This is a genomic window from Streptococcus oralis SK304 (genome assembly GCF_000287715.1).
In the GTDB taxonomy this organism is placed as follows: domain Bacteria; phylum Bacillota; class Bacilli; order Lactobacillales; family Streptococcaceae; genus Streptococcus; species Streptococcus oralis_Y.
In genome coordinates this window covers 199,006-216,036 of the sequence record NZ_ALJN01000006.1, presented here as the reverse complement: position 1 = coordinate 216,036, position 17,031 = coordinate 199,006, and the positions used below count along the sequence as shown (strand labels likewise).

The window sequence follows — 17,031 nt, the reverse complement described above, 5'->3', positions numbered from 1 at the left end:
ATTTCTATGACCATCACAGGTATTATCGCGGAGTTCAATCCTTTTCATAATGGCCACAAATACCTGCTTGAGCAGGAGGAGGGACTGAAAATCGTTGCCATGTCTGGGAATTTCATGCAGAGAGGGGAGCCTGCTATCGTGGACAAGTGGACACGGGCCCAGATGGCGCTGGAAAATGGAGCGGATCTGGTAGTGGAATTACCCTTTTTAGTCAGTGTTCAGGCAGCGGATTTCTTTGGACAAGGAGCAGTAGATATCTTGGATCGGTTGGGCATTGATAGCCTAGCTTTTGGGACAGAGGAAGTTCTGGATTATCAGAGAATTGCCGACCTATACACCGAGCAAGGTGCTGACATGCAGAAATTTGTAGATAATCTGCCTGATTCCCTCTCCTATCCCCAGAAAACCCAGGCCATGTGGAAGGAATTTGCAGGTCTCGATTTTTCAGGCCATACCCCCAATCATGTTCTGGCTTTGGCCTATGCCAAGGCGGTTGCGGGACGAAATATTAAGCTGCATCCGATTCAGCGTCAGGGAGCTGGCTATCATTCTGTGGATAAGGATGTGGACTTTGCCTCGGCAACAGCCCTCCGTCAGCACCAATCAGACAAAGATTTTTTAGAACGCTTTATGCCTTCTGTTGCCCTCTTTGAAAATGCTAATAAGGTGAGTTGGGATAACTATTTTCCCTTGCTCCGCTATCAAATCTTGTCAAATCCAGACCTAACCACTATCTATCAGGTCAATCAAGAAATGGCGGTGCGCATCAAGGAAGATATCAAAACAGCCCAGTCTGTTGACGAATTGGTCGAGGCAGTTGCGACCAAGCGTTATACCAAGGCGCGTGTCAGACGCCTCTTGACTTATATTTTGGTGCAGGCCAGAGAAAGCGACTTGCCAGAAGCCATTCATGTCCTTGGCTTTACCGAAAAAGGCAGACAACATCTCAAGTCTCTGAAAGGGCAGGTCCATCTAGTCAGTCGAATTGGCAAAGAACCTTGGGATGCTATGACTCAAAAGGCAGACCAGATTTACCAACTGGGGCAGCCAAGTATCGCAGAGCAGAATTTCGGCAGAGTGCCTATCAAAATCGAATTAAACTAAGTCTACTGAAAGGTAGGCTTTTTTATTTTAGAAATTTTAGTTAGCAGATTGAAGATAAAATTTTTGGAAAATGACAGATTTCCTAAATTAAGAAATCAGCAAAAAATTATTAATATAATAACTAGATTCTTGTCCTTGGATCCACTTTATAACTCTTATTTTATGGTATAATCATGATAATATAGATTAAAAGGGGGATATACGAAAATATAATGCCGAGGATTCTTAATTTTCTTCTGAAATTCAAACCATTGAAATATTTATTGAAAAGACCATCATGGAGTAGTAATGTTAGAGTTGTTGAGTGGTACAAAATATTTATAGCTAGTATATGGGTACTGTATCTTGCACTTGAGATTGAACAATTTAAACGCTTTGTTTTACCTATCTATAAATTTGTATCTAATTATAATTTTTTAAAAGTTATTATTTCAATTTTGTATGAGAATCGTGTAATAATATTGTTAGCACTGACTATACCAACAATATTGTTCTGGTTTTTAGACATAATTTTTAAAAAAGTTAGTTATAAGAAACTGGACCCAGAGCTATTTCCAGAATATGACTTGGATGACCATCCTTTTCAAACTCATCTGGTGGAGTTTTTAAATAGTCCAGACTCTATCCATAATGTCTTCTGGCTGGATGGTTCTTGGGGTAGTGGGAAAACATTTTTTATAAAGACGTTTTTTGAAAATCAAATTTACAAAAAGAAAGAAATCTACTATATTTCCTGCTTTGGGATAAAAACAAGAGAGCAAGCCGAGAAAATATTGATCAATGAAATAGAAAAACAATCCATACTCGGAAATTTGGACTTTATTCCACTTGTTGGAGGAGTTTTTAAATGGTTCTTTAAAACAGTTGGAACGGATTTGATGAAGCGAGATTCTATCATTATTTTTGATGATTTCGAACGGGTTTCATATGCAGAAACATCAGATAACCCTTCAGATTACAATGATTTATTGGGTTATATTGACTATCTTTCTGAGAATAAAAGATTTAAAATTATTGTAATTTTAAATATTAAGGAAATAGGGTCAGCAGAGAGACTCATTTATAGTAAATTTAAGTTAAATCAAAATAAAATGGTATCTGCAGAAGAAGTCATAGATAATATTTTGAAAAAGAGTAAATTGAGAGATGATGACTTTGGAAAAATGTTATCATTGATTTTTAAAATTCATTATGTAGATATAGGTGAAAGAGTTGTAGAAGATAAAAATAAAGATTCAAAACTAAAAAAACTAAGCTTGAGAGAGTTCCAGAAGTCGTTAGAAAAACTTTCAAATATAACTGATAATAATGAGAAAGCAGACTACATTATCAATTGGATGAATGGTTGGGAAGAAACAGATAGTATTCTAGTATTATTTTTTCAATGTTATAAATATTTTAATGGCATAGATATGTATAACAAGTTATTTGAGTCTAACGGATATTTTCATTTTGAAATGTTAGCAAAGATTGTAGATTTTAATATTGAGGATCTTATAGCAAGTTCAGATGTTTATTTGAACGTAGATGGAAACTCATATAATAAGAAAAAGGACTATCTTTCTCAACTTTTATCGTGTTTATGGGAGATAGGGCTAAGAAATTTATTTTTATCAGAAGAATTTAAGGATATATTTTATAGTGACTATAATTATTCTAGTTATGAAATAGAGGAGCGTCTAGTTGAAATATACTATGATGTTTTAGACAAGAATATAAAAGATGATTATCGAATTAATAACATAGAGAAACTAGAAAATCCAGAATATCAGAACTTTATAAAAAAATGCCTACCTTTGGAATCAAAAGGGCAAATTACAATTAATCAAATTCCACTAGATAACTTAGTATTAAGTGATAGCTGAACTAGAAATCTTTTCTTCTAAAATTCACACAAAACTCTTCAATTTGGGTTTGTGAAAATCGGTTTTTTATGATAGAATATTAAGGAATGTATGTCATTCGATAAACAAATTTAATGAGGTAAAAACATGGAAATCATGACACTTGCGATTGCTGTTTTTGCCGTCATCATTGGTTTAGTCATTGGATATGTCAGCATCTCAGCTAAGATGAAATCATCTCAAGAGGCTGCAGAGTTGATGCTTCTAAATGCTGAACAAGAAGCAACTAATTTACGAGGACAAGCTGAGCGCGAAGCGGATTTGTTGTTAAATGAAGCCAAGAGCGAAAGCAAGTCTCTTAAAAAAGAAGCACTATTGGAGGCCAAAGAGGAAGCCAGAAAATACCGTGAAGAAGTGGACGCTGAATTTAAGTCAGAACGTCAGGAGCTCAAGCAAATTGAAAGTCGTTTGACGGAGAGAGCTACGAGCCTTGACCGCAAAGACGACAATTTGACGAACAAAGAAAAAACACTTGAACAAAAAGAACAAAGTATTTCTGATAGAGCAAAAAACCTTGATGCACGTGAAGAGCAATTAGAGGAAGTCGAAAGACAAAAAGAAGCTGAACTTGAACGTATCGGCTCGCTTTCCCAAACTGAGGCTCGAGATATTATCTTGGCTCAGACAGAGGAAAACTTGAGCAAGGAAATTGCTAGCCGCATTCGTGAGGCTGAGCAAGAAGTGAAGGAGCGTTCAGACAAGATTGCGAAAGATATCTTGGTTCAGGCTATGCAGCGTATCGCTGGTGACTATGTAGCAGAGTCAACAAACTCGACAGTTCACCTACCAGATGATACCATGAAGGGGCGCATTATCGGTCGTGAAGGTCGCAATATTCGTACCTTTGAAAGTTTGACAGGGGTCGATGTGATCATCGACGATACGCCAGAAGTGGTAACCTTGTCAGGATTTGATCCGATTCGTCGTGAAATTGCTCGTATGACCATGGAAATGTTGCTCAAGGATGGCCGCATCCACCCAGCTCGTATCGAGGAGTTGGTTGAGAAAAACCGTCAAGAGATTGACAATAAGATCCGTGAATATGGTGAGGCTGCTGCCTATGAGATTGGTGCGCCAAACCTCCATCCAGACTTGATGAAGATCATGGGACGCTTACAGTTCCGTACTTCATATGGACAAAATGTCTTGCGTCATTCGATTGAGGTTGCTAAGTTATCTGGTATCATCGCGAGTGAACTTGGTGAAAATGCGGCTCTTGCCCGTCGTGCTGGATTCCTTCACGACATCGGAAAAGCTATTGACCGTGAGGTTGAAGGTAGCCACGTTGAGATTGGTACGGAGTTGGCTCGTAAGTATAAGGAACACCCAGTTGTGGTGAATACCATTGCTAGCCACCACGGCGATGTCGAAGCTGAAAGCGTCATTGCGGTGATCGTTGCTGCAGCAGATGCCTTGAGTGCAGCGCGTCCAGGTGCTCGTAGCGAGTCTCTTGAAAGTTATATCAAGCGTCTCCATGACTTGGAAGAAATCGCCAATGGCTTTGAAGGCGTGCAAAATAGCTTTGCCCTTCAAGCAGGACGTGAAATCCGTATCATGGTAAATCCAGGACAAATCAAAGACGACAAAGTCACAATCTTGGCTCACAAAGTTCGTGAGAAAATTGAAAACAATCTCGATTACCCAGGAAATATCAAGGTAACCGTGATCCGCGAACTTCGTGCAGTAGATTATGCGAAATAAATAAAAAAGAGCAGTTGAAATATTACTGCTTTTTTGTTACACTAGATAGAAAGACTGTAGGAGGATAACTGACCTTATCATCAGTATCCGAGAGAAATTTTACTTTATTTCACAGACTAACTAAAGGAGACATAATGGCAGACCGAGGCTTGCTAATCGTTTTTTCTGGTCCTTCAGGAGTTGGGAAAGGAACGGTTAGAAGAGAGATTTTTGAGAGTTCTGAGAATCAATTTCAATACTCTGTATCGATGACGACGCGTGCGCAACGTCCTGGTGAAGTGGACGGAGTGGACTATTTCTTCCGTACTCGTGAAGAGTTTGAAGAGCTGATCCGTCAAGGCCAGATGTTGGAATATGCAGAATATGTCGGTAACTATTATGGAACTCCTCTGACCTATGTCAACGAAACTCTGGATAAGGGAATCGATGTCTTTCTTGAGATTGAAGTGCAGGGAGCTCTTCAGGTTAAGAAAAAGGTTCCAGACGCTGTCTTTATCTTTCTAACGCCACCAGATTTGGATGAATTGCAAGATCGTTTGGTAGGTCGTGGAACAGATAGCGCTGAAGTGATTGCCCAACGAATCGAAAAAGCCAAGGAAGAAATTGCCCTCATGCGTGAGTATGATTATGCCATTGTCAACGATCAGGTGCCCCTCGCTGCTGAACGTGTCAAGCGTGTGATCGAAGCAGAACACTTCCGTGTGGACCGTGTCATTGGTCACTACCAGGAGATGTTGCCAAAATCTCCAACTACTCGATAAACTATAGGAAACAGGTACAAGCAAATGATGTTAAAACCCTCTATTGATACCTTGCTCGACAAGGTGCCATCAAAATATTCACTCGTAATCTTGGAAGCAAAACGTGCCCACGAACTAGAAGCAGGCGCGCCAGCAACTCAAGAGTTTAAGTCTGAAAAATCAACTCTTCGTGCTTTAGAAGAAATCGAGTCTGGAAATGTAACCATTCACCCAGATCCAGAAGGAAAACGTGAAGCAGTTCGTCTCCGTATCGAAGAAGAAAAACGCCGCAAAGAAGAAGAAGAAAAGAAAATCAAAGAGCAAATTGCTAAAGAAAAAGAAGATGGTGAAAAAATTTAAGGTTGGGGGGACTCAATCTTATTTTTTCTATTGCAAGAATTTGCTGACAAGAAGGAGGTGAGAAAATGGCTATCGCAAAGATTATCGTGGATGTCTCCTTGATGCAGACGGACCAGCCCTACAGTTACAAGGTCCCTGAGGAATTTATAGACATGCTGGAAGTCGGTATGCGGGTCCATGTCCCCTTTGGCAAGGGCAATCGTTTGATCCAAGGGATTGTGTTGGCCTTGGAGCCCCAGTCGGATGAAGAAGTGGCAGATCAGGATTTGAAAGAGATTGCAGAGGTGCTAGACTTTTCTCCAGTCTTGACCCAGGAGCAACTTTGGTTGGCTGAGGAGCTACGTAAGTCTGTCTTTTCTTACAAAATCTCCATCCTAAAAGCTATGTTGCCGGGATTTTTAAACTCCAGTTATGATAAGATTCTCTATCCTCTGGAAGGTCTGAGTCAGGCAGATCGAGAGCGCTTGTTTGGTTCAGAAGATTCGCTAGCCTTTTCTTCTCTAGATTTGGCCAAGCAGGCAGAAATGATGCGATTGACCAGGAAAGGTCTGCTCCGCTTAGAATACCAGGCAGTCGATCAAAAGAATGTCAAGACCCAGTCTTGGTATGAGGTTGATGCTACTCAGCTAGAGAAGATCGAGATTTCCGCGCGTGCTAAGAAAAAGGCAGAGCTGAGAGACTATCTGCTGTCTCATCCTGAAAGTGCTCCTCTGGCTAGCTTGTTAGAATCCTACTCACGCGAGCAAGTCAACTTCTTTGTGGAACAAGGTGCTGTGTCCATAGTCCAAAAGGAAGTGCAACGCTCAGCTGTTTATTTTGAAGGCATTGAAGTCAGCCAACCTTTGGAATTGAATCCTGAACAAAGACAGGCACGTTATGCGGTTGTCAGTGCTATTGGCAGTCAACAGCCTCCCTTCCTCCTTCAAGGAATTACAGGAAGTGGGAAAACTGAGGTTTACTTACAGATTATCCAAGGGGCCTTGGACAAGGGTAAGACAGCTATTTTACTGGTACCTGAGATTTCCCTGACTCCACAGATGACGGAGCGCTTCATTGCTCGTTTCGGCAAGAAAGTAGCCATCCTTCATTCAGGCCTGTCCAATGGTGAAAAGTACGATGAATGGCGCAAGGTTGAACGTGGCGATGCCCAAGTTGTTGTTGGTGCCAGATCAGCCATCTTTGCCCCGCTGAAAAATCTAGGTGTCATGATTATCGATGAAGAGCATGAAGCTAGCTACAAGCAAGACAGCAATCCCCGTTATCATGCTAGAGAGGTCGCCATTCTACGGGCCCAGTACAATCAAGCAGCCCTAGTCCTTGGTTCGGCAACACCGAGCTTAGAAAGCCGTGCGCGGGCTGGCAAAGGTGTCTATCAACACTTACGCCTGACCCAACGAGCCAATCCTATGGCTACGATACCCGAGGTTCAAGTGATTGATTTTCGTGACTATATCGGGCAGAATGAGACATCAAACTTTACGCCTCCTTTGCTAGAGGCCATTCGAGACCGTTTGGATAAAAAAGAACAGGTAGTCCTCATGCTCAACCGCCGGGGTTATTCTAGCTTTGTTATGTGTCGGGAGTGCGGGACCGTGGATACTTGTCCCAACTGTGACATTTCTCTCACCCTGCACATGGATACTAAGACGATGAACTGCCATTACTGTGGCTTTTCGAAGGGAATTCCTCATGTCTGTCCCAACTGTCAGAGTCGCAGCATTCGCTACTACGGTACAGGGACTCAGAAAGCCTACGATGAGCTAGCAGAGCTCTTTCCTCAGGCCCGCATTCTGCGGATGGATGTGGATACGACCCGCAGGAAGGGTAGTCACCAAGCTCTTCTTGACCAGTTTGGCCGAGGGGAAGCAGATATCTTGCTGGGAACTCAGATGATTGCCAAGGGCTTGGATTTTCCCAATGTGACTCTGGTCGGAGTTCTTAATGCAGATACGGCCTTGAATCTACCCGATTTCCGTTCTTCTGAGAGAACCTTCCAACTCTTAACTCAGGTGGCTGGTCGTGCAGGTCGAGCGGAAAAGGCTGGGCAGGTCTTGATCCAGTCTTACAATCCTGAGCACTATGCCATTCGTTTTGCAAAAGATCAGGATTATGAAGGTTTTTATGCCTATGAAATGAGTATCAGGCGCCAACTCGGCTATCCGCCTTATTATTTCACTATTGGGATTACCCTCTCTCACAAGAAAGAAGAAGAGGTTGTCAAACATGCCTATGAAGTCATGGGAATTTTGCGCTCAGGTTTATCGGAAACTAGTAAAATCCTTGGACCGACACCAAAACCCATTGCACGTACCCACAACCTTTATCATTACCAGATTTTGATTAAATACCGTTTAGAAGATGAGCTGGGACCAACCCTCAATCAGGTCTTGGCTTTGACTCAAGAACGGGAAAATAGCGAGCTTCGTCTCAGTATTGACCACGAACCGCAGCAATTTTTATAAGAAGGAGAAGAAATGACAAAACTAATCTTTATGGGGACACCTGATTTTTCAGCGACAGTTTTGAAGGGTTTGTTATCAGATGATCGTTACGAGATCCTAGCTGTTGTGACCCAGCCAGACCGCGCTGTCGGCCGTAAAAAAGTGATCCAAGAAACCCCAGTCAAGCAGGCTGCCAAAGAAGCAGGTCTTCCCATTTACCAGCCTGAAAAATTATCTGGAAGTCCAGAGATGGAAGCTATTATGAATTTAGGAGCGGATGGGATTGTGACCGCTGCTTTTGGACAGTTTCTCTCAAGTAAACTCCTTGATAGCATGGATTTTGCGGTCAACGTTCACGCTTCCCTTCTTCCCAAACACCGTGGTGGTGCCCCCATTCATTATGCCTTGATTCAAGGGGATGAGGAAGCTGGTGTGACCATTATGGAAATGGTTAAGGAGATGGATGCAGGGGATATGATTTCTCATCGCAGTATTCCCATCTCAGATGAGGACAATGTCGGGACCTTGTTTGAAAAATTGGCAATCGTTGGTCGTGATTTGCTTTTGGACACTTTGCCTGCCTATATTGCTGGGGAAATCAAACCTGAACCGCAGGATCCAAGTCAGGTTACCTTCTCGCCAAATATCAAACCAGAAGAAGAAAAACTGGATTGGACTAAAACCAATCGCCAACTCTTTAACCAAATTCGTGGGATGAATCCATGGCCTGTTGCCCATACTTTTCTCAAAGGCGACCGCTTCAAGATTTATGAAGCTCTACCAGTAGAAGGTCAGGGAAATCCAGGTGAGATCCTCTCTATTGGCAAGAAAGAATTGATCGTCGCAACGGCTGAAGGAGCTCTATCTCTCAAGCAAGTGCAACCAGCTGGTAAACCTAAGATGGACATTGCTTCCTTCCTCAACGGAGTTGGACGGACATTGACTGTAGGAGAACGATTTGGTGACTAAAGTAGAAACGGCTAGAAGTCTAGCTCTAACAGTGCTAGAGAATGTTTTTGTCAACCAAGCATACTCCAATATTGCCTTAAATAAACACCTCAAGGGGAGTCAACTCTCAGCGGCAGACAAGGGGTTGGTGACAGAGATTGTCTATGGAACGGTAGCCCGAAAACTGACTCTGGAATGGTACCTGTCCCACTTTATCGAAGACCGGGATAAGCTAGATAGCTGGCTCTATATCCTGCTTCTTCTGAGCGCCTACCAACTTCGGTATCTAGATAAGGTTCCTAATCACGCAGTGGTCAATGAAGCAGTAGAACTCGCCAAAGCCCGTAAAAAAGGCAGTGAAAAATTGGTCAACGCCGTCCTTCGTCGTATTTTGCGAGAAGGCTGGCCAGATGTTGACAGCATCAAACGCAAAAACAAGCGTGATTCCATTGCCTATTCTCTCCCGGTTTGGCTAGTATCTAAGCTCAAGGAAGAGTACGGTGAAGAGCGAGCACAAGCCATCTTTAAAAGTCTCTTGGTGCGCAACAAAGCCAGCATCCGGGTGACTGACTTGAGCCGAAAAGAGGAAATCAAGGCCGTGTTAAAGGCGAGTGATTCACCTTTGGCCGCTTCTGGTTTGGTCAAGGAGCAGGGACACTTTGCGGGACATGATTTGTTCTCGGAGGGTGCTATTACCATCCAAGATGAGTCCAGTCAATTGGTTGCTCCGGCTCTTCATCTACAAGGCCATGAGCAGGTTCTGGATGCCTGTGCCGCTCCGGGGGGGAAAACAGCCCATATTGCCTCTTACCTCACATCTGGAAAGGTGACCGCTTTGGATCTTTATGATCACAAGTTGGACTTGTTCCAAGAAAACGCCCAACGTCTAGGTGTGGCGGATCAAGTGCAAACGAAAAAAAAGGATGCAAGAAAAGTGCATGAGTTTTTCGGTCGAGACTCTTTTGATATGATTTTAGTAGATGCCCCTTGTTCTGGAATCGGTCTCTTGCGCCGCAAACCAGATATCAAATACAATAAAGAAACAGCAGATTTCACATCCTTACAAGAAATTCAGCTGGAAATATTAGGTAGTGTTTGTCAAACACTACGAAAAGGTGGTATAATAACGTATAGTACCTGTACTATTGTCTCTGAGGAGAACTTTCAAGTCGTTGAGGCATTTTTAGAAAGTCATCCCGAGTTCGAGCAGGTTAAACTAGAACACGAATGTAAAGATATCCTGAAAGATGGCTGCATCCTGATTACTCCAGAATTGTATGGAAGTGATGGATTCTTTATTAGCCAATTTCGCAAGATATCAGAATAGGAAGGAACTGACACAATGGAAATAGCATTAATAACAGATGTTGGTCAGAAACGGACAAATAATCAGGACTATGTCAATCACTTTGTCAACCGAGCAGGACGCACTATGATCATCTTGGCTGACGGGATGGGAGGACACCGTGCAGGAAATATCGCTAGTGAGATGGCGGTAACAGACCTCGGTGTAGATTGGGTGGATACCCAAATTAACTCAGTCAATGAAGTTCGTGAGTGGTTTGCCCACTACCTGGAGATTGAAAATCAAAAAATTCATCAACTAGGTCAGGACGAAGCCTACAGAGGCATGGGGACAACGCTAGAAGCTGTTGCGTTTATTGACAACCAAGCCATCTATGCTCACATTGGAGATTCTCGTATCGGTTTGATTCGTGGAGAAGAATACCACCAGTTGACGAGTGACCATTCCTTGGTTAATGAATTGCTCAAGGCTGGTCAATTGACTCCAGAAGAGGCAGAAACTCACCCTCAAAAGAATATCATCACACAGTCTATCGGACAAAAAGATGAAATCCAGCCTGATTTTGGGATGATTACACTGGAGTTAGGAGATTATCTCTTGCTCAATAGTGATGGTTTGACCAATATGATTTCGGCAAGCGAAATTTATGATATTGTAACCAGTGATATTTCCCTAGCAGACAAGGCGGCAACCCTCATTCGTTTTGCTAACAATGCAGGAGGTTTAGACAACATTACGGTTGCCCTTGTTTACATGAACGAGGAGGCGGCGGAATGATCCAAATCGGCAAGATTTTTGCCGGGCGGTATCGGATTGTCAAGCAGATTGGTCGAGGAGGCATGGCAGATGTTTACTTGGCCAAGGATTTGATCCTAGATGGGGAAGAGGTGGCAGTTAAGGTCCTGAGGACCAACTACCAGACGGACCCGATTGCTGTGGCACGTTTCCAGCGGGAAGCGAGGGCTATGGCGGATCTGGACCATCCTCATATCGTCCGGATAACAGATATCGGTGAGGAAGATGGCCAACAGTACCTAGCTATGGAATACGTAGCAGGACTTGACCTCAAGCGTTATATCAAAGAACACTATCCTCTTTCAAATGAAGAAGCGGTTCGGATTATGGGACAGATTCTTTTGGCTATGCGTTTAGCTCATGCTAGAGGAATTGTTCACCGAGATTTGAAACCTCAAAATATCCTCTTGACACCAGATGGAACTGCTAAAGTTACTGACTTTGGGATTGCAGTGGCCTTTGCAGAGACGAGTCTGACCCAGACCAACTCGATGCTGGGTTCGGTTCATTATTTGTCACCTGAGCAAGCGCGTGGTTCTAAAGCGACTTTCCAGAGCGATATCTATGCGATGGGGATTATCTTCTATGAGATGCTGACGGGACATATCCCTTATGATGGAGATAGCGCGGTTACGATTGCCCTCCAGCATTTCCAGAAGCCACTTCCGTCCGTCATTGCTGAAAACCCATCTGTCCCTCAGGCTTTGGAAAATGTTGTCATCAAGGCAACTGCTAAGAAATTGTCTGATCGCTATCAGTCTGTTTCAGAAATGTATATGGACTTGTCAACTAGCTTGTCTTATAATCGTCGGAATGAACCGAAACTGGTCTTTGACGATGCGAGTAAGGCGGATACGAAGACTTTACCTAAAGTCCCACAAAGTACATTGACCTCGATTCCAAAAGCTCCGGCGCAGGAAGAACGTCCTCAGTCAAAGAAATTAACCCCAGAGCAAGCACCTACGCAAAAGCCAACTAAAAAGCGGAAGTTTAAGGCTCGCTATATGATTCTTTTAGCTAGTCTTCTATTAGTTGCAGCCTCTTTGGTCTGGATTTTATCTAGAACACCAGCAACGATTGCTATTCCTGACGTAGCTGGACAAACTGTTGCAGAGGCAAAAGAAGCTCTTAAAAAATCCAAGTTTGAAGCCGGTGAAGAAAAGTCAGAGGCTAGTGATACCGTAGCAGAAGGACGTGTTATTCGAACGGATCCAGAAGCTGGTAGTAGCCGAAAAGAAGGAACCAAGGTTAATTTGATCGTTTCTTCTGGTAAGCAATCCTTCCAATTGAGCAATTATGTTGGACGCAAGTATACGGATGTCGTAGCTGAACTCAAGGAGAAGAAGGTTCCTGAGAATCTAATCAAGATGGAAGAGGAAGAATCCAGCGAAAGCGAACCTGGAACCATTCTCAGACAAAGTCCTGCAGCAGGTACGACTTATGATCTTTCAAAAGCTAGCACAATTACTTTAACGGTTGCTAAGAGAGTAACAAGTGTTTCTATGCCAAGTTATATTGGTTCAAGTCTCGAATTTACAAAGAATAATTTGACTCAGATTGTCGGTGTAAAAGAGGCCAATATTGAGGTTGTCGAGGTTTCGACTGCTCCTGAAGGGACAGCAGAAGGTACAGTTGTAGATCAAACACCAAAAGCGGGTGAACAGGTTGACCTTGCTAGCACGCGTATCAAACTTTCCATCTACAAACCGAAAACACCACCATCAACTTCATCTTCTAGTTCTGCACAACGTGGGAACCAAGGTTCTTCTACAACTCCAAATCAGGGGAACCAACAAGGAAACACTCCTTCAACTAGTCAATCAAATAGTGAAGGAACCCGTGAAAGTTCTCGAGATTAAACGAATCTTTGTCATGATTTCATGACAAAGATTTTTTTTCATTGATTTTTGTGATAAAATATAGGAAGCAGAAAAGGAGGAGAAAATGGACGAATCGAGAGAGTTGAATGCCGTCATTGATGTGATTATGCTAGCTGGAACCATTCTCTTAAAAAGCGGTTCGGAGATTTATCGGGTGGAGGACACCATGATCCGTATCGCTCATTCACAGGGAATAGTGGATTGCAACGTTCTTGCCATGCCAGCAGCTATTTTCTTTTCTATTGAGAATACCAATATTTCTCGTATGAAACGAGTAACTTCTTCCTCCTACAACATCGAAAAAGTCTGCGATGTGAACCAAGTATCACGGGAGCTTGTCGGAGGGCAGATCGATCTCTCTACGGCTTTTGAAAGGCTAAAGGAAATCAGAAATCAAGCTCTTCCTTATACCAAGTTCCAAGTGACTATTGCAGCAACTCTCAGTGCCCCTTTTTTCTCGATTATGTTCGGGGGGAATACCTATGATGCTTTTGGTGCAGCCATTGCGACCTTACTTGGTTTTGCTTTTTCTCTCTATGTAGAGAAGTTTGTCCGCATTCCTTTTGTAACCGCCTTTGCGGGTGCCTTTGTTTTTGGATTGATTGCCCAGTTCTGGGCCCGCTATACAGGATTTCCTTCGACGGCAGACTTGATCATAGCGGGAGCCGTCATGCCTTTTGTTCCAGGGATTGCTCTGACAAATGCAGTTCGGGATATCATGACCAACCATATCAACTCTGGTATGAGCAAGATGTTTGAATCCTTGCTCATTACCCTCGCTTTAGGGGCCGGCACCTCCGTCGCCCTTGTTTTGATGACATAAGATGACTCTAACAAGTATTTTACTCCAAGCAGTGGCGAGTTTACTCGCCATTATCACCTTTCTAATCGTACTAAATGTTCAGCGTTCCATGCTCCTACCTGGTGGTGTTCTGGGAATGGGTGTCTGGCTCCTCTACCTCGTGCTCAAAGAACCAACCAATGTTATTGTTGCGACCTTTATTGCAGCGGTGGTTGGTTCTTGTATCAGCCAAATTTTAAGTATTGTATATAAGACGCCAGCAGTGGTCTTTGTTTTGGCCATTCTTGCTCCCTTGGTGCCCGGTTATCTATCCTATCGAACGACAGCCTTCTTTGTGACAGGCGATTACAGTCATGCCCTTACCAGTGCAACACTAGTAGTTATGTTGGCTCTGGTCATTTCTATCGGGATGGCAAGTGGAACAGTGATTCTGAAACTTTATTACTATATCCGAAAACAGCGAGGCATATCCTCCTAATGCTGTCAAAGCAAAGACTTGATTTGTTGAATCAAGTCTTTTTTCTCTCATTTGTTCCTATTTGTGATAAAATAGAATAGAACGATTTTTTACAATGAATGAAAAAACAGAGGTAAATATGACAATCGGTATTGATAAGATTGGTTTTGCGACCAGTCAATATGTCTTGAAATTACAAGACCTAGCAGAAGCAAGGGGAGTTGACCCCGAAAAATTTAGCAAGGGACTCTTGTTAAACGAAATTAGCATTGCACCATTGACTGAGGATGTTGTCACCTTAGCTGCCAGTGCAAGCAACTCTATCCTCACAGATAAAGAAAAAGAAGAAATCGATATGGTCATCGTGGCGACCGAGTCAGGAATTGACCAGAGTAAGGCAGCAGCGGTCTTTGTTCACGGTCTATTAGGTATCCAGCCGTTCGCTCGCAGTTTTGAAATCAAAGAAGCTTGTTACGGAGCAACAGCTGCCCTCCATTATGCCAAGTTGCATGTGGAAAATTCTCCAAAGTCCAAGGTCTTGGTCATCGCCAGCGATATTGCCAAGTATGGTGTAGCGACTCCAGGTGAACCAACTCAGGGAGCTGGGAGTGTGGCGATGTTGATTACGCAAAATCCGCGTACCATGGCCTTTAACAATGATAATGTTGCCCAAACGCGTGATATTATGGATTTCTGGCGCCCAAACTATTCAACCACTCCTTATGTAAACGGCTTATACTCAACTCAGCAATATCTTGACAGTCTTACGACGACTTGGGATGAATACAAGAAACGTTATGATTGGACTATGAATGATTTTGTGGCCATCTGCTTCCACTTACCTTACCCTAAGTTGGCCCTAAAAGGCTTGCGCAAGATGATGGATAAGACTTTGTCTCAGGAAAAAAAGGATAGTCTGCAAGAAAACTTTGATAAGTCCATTCTCTACAGTCAGATGATTGGGAATATCTACACAGGTTCCCTCTTCCTTGGGCTTCTCTCCCTTTTGGAAAATGCAGAAAATTTGAAGGCTGGAGATAAAATTGTCCTCTACAGTTACGGAAGTGGAGCGGTTTCAGAGTTCTTTAGTGGAGAACTGGTAGAAGGTTATGAAACTTACCTTGATAAGGATCGCTTGAGCAAACTCAAGCAACGTACAGCATTGTCTGTTGCAGACTATGAAAAAGTCTTCTTCGAAGAGGTAGAGTTGGATGAATCTGGTTCAGCCCAGTTTGCAGGTTTTGAAAATCAAGACTATGCCTTGGTTGAAATTCTCGACCACCAACGTCGTTATAGCAAGGTTGAAAAATAATGAAGAGAAGTTGGAATGGATTTTCTAAAAAGTCATACCATGAGCGCCTTGAGTTACTGAAAGCTCAGGCGCTCCTTAGTCCTGAAAAGCAAACCAGTCTGGAGCAGGATGAACAAGTCAGCTTGGCAGTTGCAGATCAGCTGAGTGAGAATGTAGTGGGAACTTTTTCTCTGCCTTATTCTATCATTCCAGAGCTTTTGGTGAACGGTCAGGACTACACAGTTCCCTATGTGACAGAAGAACCCTCAGTGGTTGCTGCGGCCAGCTATGCAAGTAAAATCATCAAGCGAGCAGGTGGCTTTACTGCTCAAGTACATGAGCGCCAGATGATTGGTCAGGTATCCCTTTATCAAGTTGCTAATCCAGATCTAGCGCAAGAGAAGATTGCCAGCAAGAAAGCGGAGCTCTTAGAACTTGCCAATCAAGCCTATCCCTCCATCGTCAAACGTGGTGGTGGGGCGCGTGATTTGCATGTAGAGCAGATCAAAGGTGAAACAGACTTTCTCGTCGTCTATCTCCATGTCGATACTCAGGAAGCCATGGGAGCCAATATGCTTAACACCATGCTGGAAGCCTTAAAATCAGTCTTAGAAGAACTCAGTCAGGGACAGAGTCTTATGGGAATTTTGTCCAACTACGCGACCGATTCTCTGGTGACTGCAAGCTGTCGTATCGCCTTTCGCTACTTGAGTCCCCAAAGGGACCAAGGACGAGAAATTGCGGAGAAAATAGCTTTGGCTAGCCAGTTTGCACAGGCTGATCCCTACCGAGCAGCTACTCACAATAAAGGGATTTTTAATGGTATTGATGCCATTTTGATTGCCACTGGTAATGACTGGCGTGCCATCGAAGCTGGGGCCCATGCCTTTGCCAGTCGAGATGGACGCTATCAAGGTCTTAGTCAATGGACACTGGACATGGAAAGAGAAGAATTGGTCGGTGAGATGACCCTACCCATGCCGGTAGCGACCAAGGGTGGCTCTATCGGTCTCAACCCACGTGTAGCCCTTAGTCATGAACTACTGGGAAATCCTTCTGCCAAAGAATTAGCTCAGATTATCGTGTCTATCGGTCTCGCCCAAAACTTTGCGGCCCTCAAAGCCTTGGTAAGTACGGGCATCCAGCAAGGCCACATGAAATTGCAGGCCAAATCCTTAGCTCTCCTAGCAGGTGCTAGTGAGTCCGAAGTTGCTCCCCTCGTTGAGCGCCTCATCGCAGATAAAACCTTTAACTTAGAGACAGCCCAGCGTTATCTGGAAAATTTACGATTATAAAAAAACT

14 protein-coding genes are annotated in these 17,031 nt (G+C 43.3%); all 14 read left to right on the top strand.

Features of this window, described 5'->3' with window-relative positions:
• Positions 1-6 precede the first annotated feature (6 nt).
• The 14 genes from HMPREF1125_RS04290 (at position 7) to HMPREF1125_RS04225 (ending at position 17,024) form a co-directional block, all read left to right on the top strand.
• The gene (locus HMPREF1125_RS04290) at positions 7-1,104 is read left to right on the top strand and encodes a nucleotidyltransferase (protein ID WP_000156387.1); all 1,098 of its coding nucleotides are present in this window, start codon (positions 7-9) and stop codon (positions 1,102-1,104) included.
• Between the two features lie 263 nt (positions 1,105-1,367).
• Positions 1,368-2,969 (top strand): P-loop NTPase fold protein, encoded by a 1,602-nt coding sequence (locus tag HMPREF1125_RS04285; protein ID WP_230454486.1) that lies wholly within the window; start codon positions 1,368-1,370, stop codon positions 2,967-2,969.
• Positions 2,970-3,095: 126 nt separating this feature from the next.
• Positions 3,096-4,709: a ribonuclease Y gene (locus tag HMPREF1125_RS04280; RefSeq protein ID WP_000404957.1), complete on the top strand. Its 1,614-nt coding sequence runs from the start codon at positions 3,096-3,098 to the stop codon at positions 4,707-4,709.
• Between the two features lie 134 nt (positions 4,710-4,843).
• Complete coding sequence (gene gmk, locus HMPREF1125_RS04275) at positions 4,844-5,470, top strand: guanylate kinase (RefSeq protein WP_000775041.1); 627 nt, start codon at positions 4,844-4,846, stop codon at positions 5,468-5,470.
• Positions 5,471-5,494: 24 nt separating this feature from the next.
• Positions 5,495-5,809, top strand: coding sequence for a DNA-directed RNA polymerase subunit omega (rpoZ, locus tag HMPREF1125_RS04270; protein WP_002874282.1), 315 nt, complete (start codon positions 5,495-5,497; stop codon positions 5,807-5,809).
• A 65-nt stretch (positions 5,810-5,874) separates the two neighbouring features.
• Positions 5,875-8,271: a primosomal protein N' gene (locus tag HMPREF1125_RS04265; protein ID WP_000951915.1), complete on the top strand. Its 2,397-nt coding sequence runs from the start codon at positions 5,875-5,877 to the stop codon at positions 8,269-8,271.
• Between the two features lie 12 nt (positions 8,272-8,283).
• Positions 8,284-9,219, top strand: coding sequence for a methionyl-tRNA formyltransferase (gene fmt / locus HMPREF1125_RS04260; protein WP_000163661.1), 936 nt, complete (start codon positions 8,284-8,286; stop codon positions 9,217-9,219).
• Positions 9,212-10,525 carry a 16S rRNA (cytosine(967)-C(5))-methyltransferase RsmB gene (rsmB, locus tag HMPREF1125_RS04255; protein WP_004181542.1) on the top strand — a complete coding sequence of 438 codons (1,314 nt, stop codon included), beginning with the start codon at positions 9,212-9,214 and terminating at the stop codon, positions 10,523-10,525. The genes fmt and rsmB overlap by 8 nt, the downstream gene beginning before the upstream one ends.
• Before the next feature lie 15 nt (positions 10,526-10,540).
• Entirely contained in the window at positions 10,541-11,281 is a 741-nt protein-coding gene (locus tag HMPREF1125_RS04250; RefSeq protein WP_000401525.1) for a Stp1/IreP family PP2C-type Ser/Thr phosphatase, read from the top strand.
• On the top strand, positions 11,278-13,158 hold the full coding sequence (gene pknB / locus HMPREF1125_RS04245; protein ID WP_000614519.1) for a Stk1 family PASTA domain-containing Ser/Thr kinase: 1,881 nt from the start codon (positions 11,278-11,280) through the stop codon (positions 13,156-13,158). Before HMPREF1125_RS04250 ends, pknB begins: the two co-directional genes overlap by 4 nt.
• A gap of 85 nt (positions 13,159-13,243) precedes the next feature.
• Positions 13,244-14,002, top strand: coding sequence for a threonine/serine exporter family protein (locus HMPREF1125_RS04240; protein WP_000344546.1), 759 nt, complete (start codon positions 13,244-13,246; stop codon positions 14,000-14,002).
• Position 14,003: 1 nt separating this feature from the next.
• Complete coding sequence (locus HMPREF1125_RS04235; protein ID WP_000176910.1) at positions 14,004-14,459, top strand: threonine/serine exporter family protein; 456 nt, start codon at positions 14,004-14,006, stop codon at positions 14,457-14,459.
• A gap of 118 nt (positions 14,460-14,577) precedes the next feature.
• Positions 14,578-15,750, top strand: a complete 1,173-nt coding sequence (locus HMPREF1125_RS04230) for a hydroxymethylglutaryl-CoA synthase (protein ID WP_000151969.1) — start codon at positions 14,578-14,580, stop codon at positions 15,748-15,750.
• A complete protein-coding gene (locus HMPREF1125_RS04225) occupies positions 15,750-17,024 on the top strand; it encodes a hydroxymethylglutaryl-CoA reductase, degradative (protein WP_000831270.1) in 1,275 nt (424 codons plus the stop codon). Before HMPREF1125_RS04230 ends, HMPREF1125_RS04225 begins: the two co-directional genes overlap by 1 nt.
• Positions 17,025-17,031 lie beyond the last annotated feature (7 nt).